Source organism: Mesobacillus sp. (assembly GCF_049588175.1).
Lineage (GTDB): Bacteria > Bacillota > Bacilli > Bacillales > Cytobacillaceae > Mesobacillus.
Genome location: NZ_JBAVFI010000784.1, coordinates 1 through 11,307, shown reverse-complemented (window position 1 = coordinate 11,307; position 11,307 = coordinate 1). Strand labels below are relative to the sequence as shown.

8 protein-coding genes, 10 tRNA genes and 1 rRNA gene are annotated in these 11,307 nt (G+C 43.1%); 18 read left to right on the top strand and 1 reads right to left on the bottom strand.

Features of this window, described 5'->3' with window-relative positions:
• Positions 1 to 23: 23 nt before the first annotated feature.
• The 12 genes from rrf (at position 24) to rocF (ending at position 2,533) form a co-directional block, all read left to right on the top strand.
• Positions 24 to 139: ribosomal RNA gene (rrf, locus tag WB217_RS19070) — 5S ribosomal RNA — on the top strand.
• 80 nt (positions 140 to 219) lie between these two features.
• A tRNA-Asn gene (locus WB217_RS19065) sits at positions 220 to 294 on the top strand.
• A 42-nt stretch (positions 295 to 336) separates the two neighbouring features.
• Positions 337 to 409: transfer RNA gene (locus WB217_RS19060), tRNA-Thr, on the top strand.
• Positions 410 to 428: 19 nt separating this feature from the next.
• Positions 429 to 500 (top strand) — tRNA-Glu (locus WB217_RS19055).
• An 11-nt stretch (positions 501 to 511) separates the two neighbouring features.
• Positions 512 to 587 (top strand) — tRNA-Val (locus tag WB217_RS19050).
• A 15-nt stretch (positions 588 to 602) separates the two neighbouring features.
• Positions 603 to 678: transfer RNA gene (locus tag WB217_RS19045), tRNA-Thr, on the top strand.
• Positions 679 to 719: 41 nt separating this feature from the next.
• A tRNA-Tyr gene (locus WB217_RS19040) sits at positions 720 to 804 on the top strand.
• 55 nt (positions 805 to 859) lie between these two features.
• A tRNA-Gln gene (locus WB217_RS19035) sits at positions 860 to 934 on the top strand.
• Between the two features lie 213 nt (positions 935 to 1,147).
• A tRNA-Lys gene (locus WB217_RS19030) sits at positions 1,148 to 1,220 on the top strand.
• A 68-nt stretch (positions 1,221 to 1,288) separates the two neighbouring features.
• Positions 1,289 to 1,363, top strand: a tRNA-Gly gene (locus WB217_RS19025).
• A gap of 3 nt (positions 1,364 to 1,366) precedes the next feature.
• Positions 1,367 to 1,442: transfer RNA gene (locus WB217_RS19020), tRNA-Ala, on the top strand.
• Positions 1,443 to 1,636: 194 nt separating this feature from the next.
• Positions 1,637 to 2,533 (top strand): arginase, encoded by an 897-nt coding sequence (gene rocF / locus WB217_RS19015; RefSeq protein WP_423994907.1) that lies wholly within the window; start codon positions 1,637 to 1,639, stop codon positions 2,531 to 2,533.
• A gap of 168 nt (positions 2,534 to 2,701) precedes the next feature.
• Here the strand turns inward: rocF and WB217_RS19010 are convergent, their stop codons facing one another.
• On the bottom strand, positions 2,702 to 2,872 hold the full coding sequence (locus WB217_RS19010; RefSeq protein WP_423994905.1) for a Spo0E family sporulation regulatory protein-aspartic acid phosphatase: 171 nt from the start codon (positions 2,870 to 2,872) through the stop codon (positions 2,702 to 2,704).
• A 270-nt stretch (positions 2,873 to 3,142) separates the two neighbouring features.
• On the opposite strand from WB217_RS19010, the gene sigW reads away from it, so the two are divergent.
• From sigW to glmS, 6 genes are all read left to right on the top strand, one after another.
• Positions 3,143 to 3,706 carry an RNA polymerase sigma factor SigW gene (gene sigW / locus WB217_RS19005; protein WP_423994904.1) on the top strand — a complete coding sequence of 188 codons (564 nt, stop codon included), beginning with the start codon at positions 3,143 to 3,145 and terminating at the stop codon, positions 3,704 to 3,706.
• Positions 3,707 to 3,721: 15 nt separating this feature from the next.
• Positions 3,722 to 4,360, top strand: a complete 639-nt coding sequence (locus tag WB217_RS19000) for a zf-HC2 domain-containing protein (protein ID WP_423994902.1) — start codon at positions 3,722 to 3,724, stop codon at positions 4,358 to 4,360.
• A 695-nt stretch (positions 4,361 to 5,055) separates the two neighbouring features.
• Positions 5,056 to 5,883 carry a diadenylate cyclase CdaA gene (gene cdaA, locus WB217_RS18995; protein WP_423994901.1) on the top strand — a complete coding sequence of 276 codons (828 nt, stop codon included), beginning with the start codon at positions 5,056 to 5,058 and terminating at the stop codon, positions 5,881 to 5,883.
• Positions 5,876 to 7,108: a CdaR family protein gene (locus tag WB217_RS18990; protein WP_423994900.1), complete on the top strand. Its 1,233-nt coding sequence runs from the start codon at positions 5,876 to 5,878 to the stop codon at positions 7,106 to 7,108. The genes cdaA and WB217_RS18990 overlap by 8 nt, the downstream gene beginning before the upstream one ends.
• 38 nt (positions 7,109 to 7,146) lie before the next feature.
• Complete coding sequence (glmM, locus tag WB217_RS18985) at positions 7,147 to 8,496, top strand: phosphoglucosamine mutase (RefSeq protein WP_423994898.1); 1,350 nt, start codon at positions 7,147 to 7,149, stop codon at positions 8,494 to 8,496.
• Between the two features lie 658 nt (positions 8,497 to 9,154).
• Positions 9,155 to 10,957, top strand: coding sequence for a glutamine--fructose-6-phosphate transaminase (isomerizing) (glmS, locus tag WB217_RS18980; RefSeq protein ID WP_423994896.1), 1,803 nt, complete (start codon positions 9,155 to 9,157; stop codon positions 10,955 to 10,957).
• Positions 10,958 to 11,307: the final 350 nt, after the last annotated feature.

Sequence of the window (11,307 nt, the reverse complement as noted above, 5' to 3'; positions counted from 1 at the left end):
TGAATATTGTCTTTGAAAAAATGTCTGGTGGCGATGGCGAGAAGGTCACACCCGTTCCCATACCGAACACGGAAGTTAAGTTTCTCAGCGCCGATGGTAGTTGGGGGTTTCCCCCTGTGAGAGTAGGACGCCGCCGGGCAAGATGCATTTTCATCCTGGACAAACTTCCTGGATGAGGCATTCGAATCAACTGCATAGAGTTATGAAAAATACCATTATTCCGCAGTAGCTCAGTGGTAGAGCACTCGGCTGTTAACCGAGCGGTCGTAGGTTCGAATCCTACCTGCGGAGCCATTATCTCTAAATGACATCGATCATTTGAGCTGGCAGCAAAATGCTTCCATAGCTCAGCAGGTAGAGCACTTCCATGGTAAGGAAGAGGTCAGCGGTTCGAGCCCGCTTGGAAGCTCTGAAAATATTAATAATATGGCCCCTTGGTCAAGCGGTTAAGACACCGCCCTTTCACGGCGGTAACACGGGTTCGAATCCCGTAGGGGTCACTTTTTTAAATGGAGGATTAGCTCAGCTGGGAGAGCATCTGCCTTACAAGCAGAGGGTCGGCGGTTCGATCCCGTCATCCTCCACCATATTTTTTTAACCACGCCGGTGTAGCTCAATTGGTAGAGCAACTGACTTGTAATCAGTAGGTTGGGGGTTCAAGTCCTCTCGCCGGCACCATGCTTCTTACTTCTCTGGTTTAAATCAGCAGTAAGATTTGTGGAGGGGTAGCGAAGTGGCTAAACGCGGCGGACTGTAAATCCGCTCCCTCGGGGTTCGGCGGTTCGAATCCGTCCCCCTCCACCATTTTAATACATATTAAAATTGGACAAGTAATTGATGTCCTTTTTATTTTTCCCATTGGGCTATAGCCAAGCGGTAAGGCAACGGACTTTGACTCCGTCATGCGTTGGTTCGAATCCAGCTAGCCCAGCCATTTATTTTCTTTTTGCATTTGATGCTTAACAGACGATAAAATGGGTAGATTAAGCCTATGAGCCATTAGCTCAGTCGGTAGAGCAAGTTGCTCACTGCCTTGGTCCACTTCTGCGGCAACTTGCGAGAAAGACCGTAAGGACTTTCGAGCATCTTAGATGCGACAGTGAGGCCTTATTGGGTAAGTTCAGCTTGTAATTAATCTAAACTTTATGAGCCATTAGCTCAGTCGGTAGAGCATCTGACTTTTAATCAGAGGGTCGAAGGTTCGAGTCCTTCATGGCTCACTCATGTTAAGACCCCTAAGAATAAACTTAATCCTTTATTTTAGGGGTCTTATTTATATAATATTTATGCGGAAGTAGTTCAGTGGTAGAATACAACCTTGCCAAGGTTGGGGTCGCGGGTTCGAATCCCGTCTTCCGCTCCAAATGGGGCCTTAGCTCAGCTGGGAGAGCGCCTGCCTTGCACGCAGGAGGTCAGCGGTTCGATCCCGCTAGGCTCCACCATTACACTACATAAATACCATTCAGCCATAAATCCAATAGGGTTTATGGCTTTTTTTTATTCTCTATATTAAAGCATTGTCGATTATACTATTCATTAAATTCCAAACCGTATATATATTCATAAAGTTGTCCAGTTGAGTCATTGAAATGAAAGCGGTTAAAATAGTGTAAAAGGGGAGAAAGTAGGGGTTGGTATGAGAAAGCTTTCAATAATTGGTATGCCTATGGATTTGGGGCAGATGAGAAGGGGCGTCGACATGGGGCCCAGCGCCATCCGCTATGCTGGCATCAATGAAAGATTAAGAGAATTATTTGATGAGATAGAGGATTTAGGTGATATCGCGGTTGGAAGGCCAGAAGTGAAAATTGATCCAAACAGTAATTTGAGAAATCTTGAGTTAGTTGCAGAGAAAAATAACCTGCTTGCGGAGGAAGTCGATAAAATCATCGAATCTGGTTCTTTCCCGCTCGTGTTAGGTGGGGACCATAGTATTGCGATTGGAACATTGGCTGGAGTTTCTAAACATTACAAGAACCTGGGCGTCATATGGTATGACGCGCACGGTGATTTAAATACCGCTGATACATCACCATCAGGGAATATCCACGGAATGCCTTTGGCTGCCAGCCTGGGCCTTGGACATGAATCATTGACTCAATTAGGAGGATTTGCGCCTAAGGTAAAACCTGAAAATATCGTCATCATCGGCGCGCGTGCTCTTGACGATGGTGAAAAAGAATTAATAAAAGAACTCGGCATCAAGGTGTTTACGATGCATGAAATTGATAGACTTGGAATGGCGAAGGTTATGGAAGAAACAATCAGCTATTTAAAAGATAAAACCGATGGTGTCCATCTTTCTCTGGATCTTGACGGTTTGGATCCAACCGATGCACCAGGTGTGGGTACGCCGGTTTTCGGAGGCATCAGCTACCGAGAGAGTCATTTAGCAATGGAAATGCTCGAAGAGGCAGGCATTATCACTTCCGCGGAGTTTGTTGAGGTCAACCCGATTCTTGATGAAAAGAACAAGACAGCAATAGCTGCAGTGGCTTTGATGGGTTCTTTATTTGGTGAAAAACTATTATAAGGGTTTCGTTTCATCCTAGAAAAATCGAATCCTCATAATAAATAAATTGTTTTCATATCTAACGCTTGAATCGAATATAAATATCTGTGACTTGAATTGAATATAAATATCTGTTTGATTGCAAAAAAATAGGAGCAGCAGCCAGATTTGGCTGCTGCTCCTTTATAGTTAATACATAACTGTCTTATTGGATAATAAGTTATAATATTTATTTAGTAATAGATCTAGCTTTGTACTGATGTCTACCACTCTTTGGTTTGACAGCGAGGTTTTAGCAGCTAGTTCAACCATTTCTTTACGGCATTGTTCAATATCCTTCAACAAAGTTTCTGCGCACATTGCGAAAACTCCTCGCTTTCTTTAGAATATAGTTCATTTATACCCCATATTAAAGTTTTTAAACAAATATGGTAAAAATTTGTTAATATTAACTTATTGAGTTTTTTTAGACTTTTTACAGCAAAAAGAGCATCCAACAGTCGATTTCCGTATGAATTTGTCTAATTTTTAACTAAATCAAGGTGAAAAATATTTTTATAAAAAAAAACGAAACCTTTTCCGGAATCGATTCGTATATCGATTAGCCGCATGAAGCGCGGAGGTAAACTAATGGAAACCATCGTAAAACAAAGAATAAAACAAGTGATCAAGGGAGATCAAAATGCCTATGGCGAGATTGTTGAAATATACAAGGACAAGGTATTTCAGATTTGCTACCGTATGCTTGGGAATCGGCATGAAGCAGAGGATATTGCACAGGAAGCCTTTATCCGTGCATATATCAATATAAACAGCTTCAATCAAAACCTGAAATTTTCTACATGGCTATACAGAATTGCAACCAACCTTTGCATAGACCGGATTCGGAAAAAGAAACCAGACTATTTTCTTGATGCTGAAGTTCCGGGAACAGAGGGCTTGAATATGTATTCGCAAGTGCCATCTGACACGCCATTGCCAGAGGATGAGGTCGAAAGCATTGAATTGCAGGACACGATTCAAAAAGAAATTTCAAAACTACCCGATAAATACAGGTCGGTTATCGTATTAAAGTATATTGAAGAGCTTAGCCTGAATGAGATCAGCGAGATTCTGGATCTCCCGCTTGGTACGGTAAAGACAAGAATACATCGAGGCAGAGAAGCCTTAAGACAGCAATTGCGACACGTATAATGTGAGGTGAAAGAAATGAAATGTCCAGAACATGTAATTGAATATATGCATGAATATTTAGATGATGAAATTCCTGAAGAACATGAGAAGGTCTTGAGAGAACATTTACAGAGTTGTAACGATTGCCAGGAATACTTCAGGGAGTTGAATAAATCCATTGCTCTTGTGCAGAGCACATCCCATATCCAGGCGCCAAGCGATTTTACCTCAAAGGTAATGGCTGGCTTGCCAAAGGAAAAGAAAAAGACAGAAATTCAACGCTGGTTCAGAAGTCATCCGTTGTTAACAGCGGCTTCTCTTTTCCTAGCCTTGATGACAGGCAGCATCTTGACTACATGGAATGAAGAGCACCAATTTTCGGTTTCTAAGCAGCCTAATCTGGTGGTGGAGAATGACACAGTCATTGTACCCCAGGGTGAAGTTGTAAAGGGCGATGTGGTTGTCAGAAATGGCAAGGTGAAAATAGAGGGTGAGGTCCAGGGGAATGTGACCGTGATCAACGGAGAACAGTACCTGGCTTCCGCGGGAAATGTGACGGGAGAAATAACAGAGGTTAATGAAGTGTTTGAATGGATTTGGTACCACATAAAAAAGACATTCAAAAACGCGGCAAGCCTTTTTGAAACAGAACAGAAAGAACAGTCATTCCAATAGGAGTGACTGTTTCAGTTTGTCGACAAAGATACAGTTGAACGATCAGTTACAGAAACCCTGTTGATTGGAGTGGAAGGCGCGAAGACTCCTGCGGGCTTAGCTGGACAGGTGAGACCCCGCAGGAGCTTGCGACGAGGAGGCTCACCGCCAGCCCCGCGGAAAGCGAAGCGCCTGGAATGGAAATCAACAGACCCGTTTTACATTCCAACCAAAATAAAAAAACTGTAGACAAGCACGATTTTCATCGGGTTTTGTCTCTACAGTCTGGAACAGTCTTTCCAATAGGATTGGCTGTTTTTTTTCATTGATATTTACAGACAGCTACTAGATTCTCGATTAACTGGGAGATCGGATGTATAGCCATTCTTATGAGTGTAAGCTGACAATCTTGTGAATTTACTTCATTATTAATTAAACTTCTCTTATGTTATAATAAAAAAGTTACATATGTTTATGAGCAGAGATGCGTGCTATATTTTTGCTTATGAACCATGAGCTGTTTTCGAGATTGCTGCTGTTTAATGCAAGCCGAAAAGTTTATGAAAAGAGCTTTTCTAAAGGCTGTTTTCTCTTTCAGGCAGGGCGTTTTCTTACATAAAAGGATGTATATCTTCTGGAATTGAAATGGAGATTGTTTGTATGAAAAGCCTCGAATAATACGAAAAGAGCCTTACTAATCTAATGGAGGAAGTGCAATGTCGTTTGCAGATTTCGATTTATTGGAATATCTAGCCAATATTGTTGACATACTCCTGGTTTGGTTCGTCATTTATAAGCTGATTGCCATCATTCGTGGAACGAAGGCTGTGCAACTTTTAAAAGGAATCTTCGTGATTCTTATTGTGAAATTTGTCAGTGATTTCTTCGGATTGAATACACTCAGCTGGATGATGGAACAAGTTTTAACCTGGGGATTCCTAGCCATCATCATCATCTTCCAGCCGGAATTAAGGAGAGCACTTGAGCAATTGGGTCGAGGGCGGCTTTTCTCCAGATCAGGGCTGCAGGAAGAAGAAGATGAAGAGAAAATGGTGGAGGCAATTATTAAGGCAACCGATTATATGGCAAAGCGCCGGATCGGAGCATTGATCTCGATTGAAAGAGAAACTGGAATGAGTGATTATATCGAAACTGGCATTCCACTTCAATCTAAGATTTCCTCTGAATTGCTGATTAATTTATTTATACCGAATACACCGCTTCATGATGGAGCTGTCGTCATACAGAAAAACATCGTTGCAGCTGCTGCTTGTTATCTACCGCTATCAGAAAGTCCGTTCATTTCTAAAGAGCTGGGAACAAGGCACAGAGCGGCACTTGGAATCAGTGAGGTAACCGACAGTATTACGATCGTTGTTTCTGAAGAGACAGGGAATGTATCGGTTACTCGAAATGGAGAGCTTTATCGGGATTTGAGCGGGGAAACGCTAAAAGAACTGCTCGCCGCCGAATTAATCACACCATCAAGAATCAAGCAGGCAGCTTCTACCCGCTGGAATTGGAGGGGGAAGAAAAATGGATAAACTCATGGATAATCCATGGTTCATTAAAATGGTTGCCTTGGTTCTTGCGATTCTGCTCTTTGGGTCTGTCCCTAAAAATGACCCTGATAAACCCGGGGATGTAAATGTCCCATCGGACGAGAAAGTTGAAACAATCGAAGAAGTGCCGGTAAAAAGCTATTACGACACAGATACCCTTGTTGTAACAGGTGTTCCTGAGACAGTAACCATTACGCTTCAAGGTCCAAAAAACCTTGTACAGCAGGCAAAAGCGTTACGGAATTTCGAGGTGTTTGTAGACCTGACGAAAGCCGACATGGGTAAACAGCGAGTTCCAATCACCATTAGAGATATTTCCGATCGGCTTACGGTAACCATTAAACCAGGCTATGCCAATGTTTCCATTCAGGAAAAAGTAACGAAGGAATTCAAGGTAGAGGCAGAATACAGCCATAATCTTGTTGAAGAAGGCTATATTGCTGAAAAACCTACCGTAAATCCAAGTAAAGTTCAAATCACTGGTGCGAAGGATCTCGTGGATAGAATTACTTATGTAAAAGCAACCGTTAATGCGAACGGTAAAATATCTGACAGCATAACGCGTGAGGCCGGTGTCCTCGTTTTAGACAAAGATATGAATAAGCTCGATGTCAATGTTGAACCTGATACGGTGGAAGTAACGATTCCTGTCAAGAGTTCCAGTAAAAAGGTGCCAATCGATATCGTCCGGAAAGGGAATCCTCCCGAAGGAGTAACGATTGAATCCATTACTGCGGATACGAAGGAAGCGGAAATCATAGCGGATCCGGAGATTTTATCTGAAGTGAAAAATGTTCGGGTCGAGGTAGATCTCAGTGAAATTACGGATGACACCGAGTTGACGCTGCCTGTAATCATTTCTAATGGGGTCGTGAAGGTTTCACCGGAGACGGTAAAGGTTTCAGTGACAGTAACAAAGGAATCCGAAAAAACAATCTCAAATATTCCGATTGAGATTGAAGGTATGAACGATGAGTTTGAGGTTGACTTCCTCAACCCTGCAAATGGCCAAACAGACATTACAGTTACTGGTCCAAGCAATATCGTTTCTCCGCTTGCCGCCGGCAATTTTAAAATCTTGATTGATGTGTCCGGTTTGGATGAAGGAGAGCATGAAGTAGACATGAAGGTGACAGCACCTGTAAATATTATTTGGAAACTGGCTAAGGAAAAAGCCAATATAACTGTTGCGAAGAAAGAAGCATAATTTGACTGCAATTTTTCAAACAAGGAGAGATTTTAAGAATGGGTAAATATTTCGGTACAGATGGAGTACGCGGCGTTGCAAATAGTGAATTAACACCAGAATTGGCATTCAAACTTGGACGTTTCGGAGGCTATGTTCTTACGAAAGACCATAACAGACCAAAGGTGTTGATTGGCCGTGATACCCGCATCTCGGGCCATATGCTTGAAGGAGCACTTGTTGCCGGCCTATTGTCAATTGGAGCGGAAGTTATGAGGCTCGGTGTCATCTCCACTCCGGGGGTATCTTACTTAACAAAGGCCCTTGGTGCTCAGGCAGGAGTTATGATTTCTGCTTCGCATAATCCAGTAGCGGATAATGGCATTAAATTCTTTGGTCCAGATGGCTTCAAGCTTTCTGATGATCAAGAGCTTGAAATCGAACAATTAATGGATTTAGAGGCTGATGAACTTCCACGTCCAGTTGGTGCAGACCTTGGACAGGTTAATGACTATTTCGAAGGCGGACAAAAATACCTTCAGTACTTGAAGCAATCTGTTGATGAAGATTTTACAGGCCTGCATATCGCATTAGACTGCGCTCACGGAGCAACATCTTCATTAGCTGCGCATTTGTTTGCTGACCTGGATGCTGATCTTTCAACAATGGGAGCATCTCCAAATGGCCTGAACATCAATGATGGAGTTGGCTCGACTCACCCTGAAGCGCTTGCTGCATTTTTAAAAGAGAAGGGTGCAGATCTAGGTCTAGCATTTGATGGTGACGGCGACCGTTTGATTGCAATCGATGAAAAAGGAAATATCGTCGATGGTGACCAGATTATGTACATTTGCGGCAAGTTCATGAAGGAGAGAGGCCAGCTGAAGCAAGGAACAGTTGTCTCTACCGTAATGAGCAACCTTGGATTCTATAAAGGCCTTGAAGAGCACGGAATCCAAAGCGTGCAAACTGCAGTCGGCGACCGTTATGTAGTAGAAGAAATGAAGAAGACTGGCTATAATCTCGGCGGAGAGCAGTCTGGACACATCATTTTCCTTGATTACAATACAACAGGTGACGGCCTTCTGACAGGGCTGCAGCTGGCAAACATCTTGAAAGTGACAGGAAAGCCACTTTCAGAGCTTGCAGGTGAAATGAAGAAATATCCACAGGTTCTAGTGAATATTCGAGTAACAGACAAGCATCACGTGACAGACAACCAAAAGGTAAAAGAAGTAATCGAACAGGTTGAAGCTGAAATGAATGGCAATGGCCGCATCCTTGTTCGCCCTTCCGGAACTGAACCTCTAGTGCGTGTTATGGCTGAAGCTCCTTCCGCTGAGCTTTGCCAGGAATATGTTAACCGTATTGCAGCAGTTGTTGAGGAAGAAATGGGATTGAAGGAATAGATTTTAATCAAGCTTAAGCGCCTTGTTGTGGTGCTTAAGCTTTTTTTATTCTGGTACAAAATGCGCACTGGTTTTTAAAAAGGAACAGGGGCAAATCGCCTTTTGTTTTTACATATTTAAGGATGTCCGGAACAAAACAAAGTCCTTTTGCATATTTATTTATGAAGGAAAGTTTTTAGCATGCCTGTGATGGGTAAGTGTACAGGTAGGCAGTTTCCTGTGTTTTCTATTGACGGATTCATCAGTATCATGTATGATAATCCTGTTTTTGTAAAAAGGCTTATTTCGCTAATACACTTTAAAAAGATATGCGAAACAGCCTGTGAAAAAACAAAAGCACCAAACCAATTGAAAGGTGGGCAGGGGTTCAAATAGAAAACTTAAAAGCGCCAGGACTAATCTGTGAATCGGATAATTGGATTAGTTGACGAGGTGGAGGTTTATCGAATTTTCGGCGGATGCCTCCCGGCTGAAAGCACAGCCGCGAATTCCTTCTTTAAAACATTTTGGCAACTTAATGGACAAAGAGAAGGGGATGCTAAAACTAGAGAGGTAATGATGTAAAAGTCAGACCTCAAACCAATTATAAAAGAGATAAGGGGGCAAGCTGCCCCTAAAAAGGCTTCTTGCTCCCTGTCGTACAGGAGGAAAAGAAGTTATGTGTGGAATTGTTGGATATATTGGGAATAATGACTCGAAAGAGATTTTATTAAAAGGTCTTGAAAAGCTTGAATATAGAGGCTATGACTCTGCGGGGATTGCAGTCATCAACGGCAATGGCGTGCATGTTTTTAAAGAAAAAGGACGCATTGCTGACCTTCGCACTGCAGTAGACCTTGATGTGATGGCAAACGCAGGTATTGGCCATACTCGATGGGCTACTCATGGACCGCCAAGCAAGGTGAACGCTCACCCTCACCAAAGTTCTACTGGCAGATTAACTCTTGTTCACAATGGTGTAATCGAAAACTACGATCTATTAAAGCGCGAGTATTTGCAAAATGTTGAATTGAAAAGTGAAACAGACACAGAAGTAATCGTTCAGCTGCTTGAACTGTTCGTTAACGAAGGTCTGAGCGTGGAAGACGCATTCCGCAAAACGCTGACACTTTTACATGGTTCATATGCACTTGCCCTTATCGACGAGCAGAACGATGAAACTATTTTTGTTGCGAAAAACAAGAGCCCACTTCTAGTAGGTCTTGGAGAAGGCTTCAATGTTGTAGCGAGTGACGCTATGGCAATGATCCAGGTAACAAGCCAATACGTAGAACTGATGGACAAGGAAATGGTTCTTGTTACGAAGGACGAAGTGACGATCAAGAACCTTGAGGGAGAAGTCATCGAACGTGCTCCTTATACAGCAGAGCTTGACGCAAGCGATATCGAAAAGGGAACATACCCTCACTATATGCTAAAAGAGATCGACGAGCAGCCGCTTGTAATGCGCAAAATCATCCAGAACTACCAGGATGGCGAAGGCGCATTAGAAATCGACTCTGACATCGTTGCTGCGATGAAGGAAGCAGACCGCATTTACATCATTGCTGCGGGTACTTCTTACCACGCTGGTCTTGTCGGAAAACAGTTCATCGAAAAATTGGCGAAGATTCCTGTTGAAGTCCATATCTCAAGTGAGTTCGGTTACAACATGCCGCTTCTTTCTGAAAAGCCATTGTTCATCTTCATTTCACAGAGCGGTGAAACAGCGGACAGCCGTCAGGTTCTCGTTCAGGTGAAGGAAATGGGCTATAAAGCTCTAACAATTACGAACGTTCCTGGTTCAACACTTTCCCGTGAAGCTGATTACACATTATTGCTTCATGCAGGTCCTGAAATTGCCGTTGCTTCAACTAAGGCTTATACAGCACAGCTTGCTGTACTATCTATTTTAGCTGAAGTTACAGCTCGCGGCCTTGGCCATGAAGTAGACTTTGACCTTGTACAGGAATTAGGTATCATCGCAACTGCTATGGAAGCTCTTTGTGATGACAAAGAAGAATTCGAAAGCATTGCTCGCGAGTACCTGACTGTAACAAGAAACGCATTCTTCATCGGACGCGGAATCGACTTCTACGTAGGCCTTGAAGGCGCGTTAAAGCTAAAGGAAATTTCGTATATCCAGGCTGAAGGCTTTGCAGGCGGAGAATTGAAGCACGGAACAATCGCTTTGATTGAAGACGGCACACCAGTCATCGCCCTTGCAACTCAAGACTTTGTAAACCTAAGCATCCGTGGAAACGTCAAAGAAGTCGTAGCCCGCGGAGCTAACCCGTGCATCATTTCCATGAAAGGACTGGAAACAGACGAAGACCGTTTCGTCATTCCAGAAGTGCACAGCCTATTAACACCTCTTATCTCTGTAATACCAATGCAATTGATTTCTTACTACGCAGCACTGCACCGCGACTGCGACGTAGATAAGCCACGTAACTTGGCTAAGTCGGTTACGGTTGAATAGATTGATTTTTGTAGAACCCCCTTTGGATTTAATTTCGAGGGGGTTTTTGTTATATGCTGAAGAATCTTTTTTGCCCGAAATAGAGCGTCTGCGCTTAAAAGGGTAACAGAAATAGGAAAGCTGTGCCCGAAATGGAGAGGCAGTCCCGAAAAGGGTAACAGAAATACAAAAGCTGTGCCCGAAATGGAGAGGCAGTCCCGAAAAGGGTAACAGAAATACGAAGGCTGTGCCCCAAATGGAGCGGTAGTCTCGAAAAGGGTAACAGAAATAAGAAAACTGTGCCCGTAATCGAGAGGCAGTCGTGAAAAGGGTAACAGAAATAGGTAAGCTGTGCCCGTAATCGAGAGGCA

Coding starts and splice junctions, on each gene's coding strand:
- rocF (WP_423994907.1), top strand. CDS start 1,637: ATGAGAAAGCTTTCAATAATTGGTATGCCTATGGATTTGGGGCAGATG.
- WB217_RS19010 (WP_423994905.1), bottom strand. CDS start 2,872: ATGTGCGCAGAAACTTTGTTGAAGGATATTGAACAATGCCGTAAAGAA.
- sigW (WP_423994904.1), top strand. CDS start 3,143: ATGGAAACCATCGTAAAACAAAGAATAAAACAAGTGATCAAGGGAGAT.
- WB217_RS19000 (WP_423994902.1), top strand. CDS start 3,722: ATGAAATGTCCAGAACATGTAATTGAATATATGCATGAATATTTAGAT.
- cdaA (WP_423994901.1), top strand. CDS start 5,056: ATGTCGTTTGCAGATTTCGATTTATTGGAATATCTAGCCAATATTGTT.
- WB217_RS18990 (WP_423994900.1), top strand. CDS start 5,876: ATGGATAAACTCATGGATAATCCATGGTTCATTAAAATGGTTGCCTTG.
- glmM (WP_423994898.1), top strand. CDS start 7,147: ATGGGTAAATATTTCGGTACAGATGGAGTACGCGGCGTTGCAAATAGT.
- glmS (WP_423994896.1), top strand. CDS start 9,155: ATGTGTGGAATTGTTGGATATATTGGGAATAATGACTCGAAAGAGATT.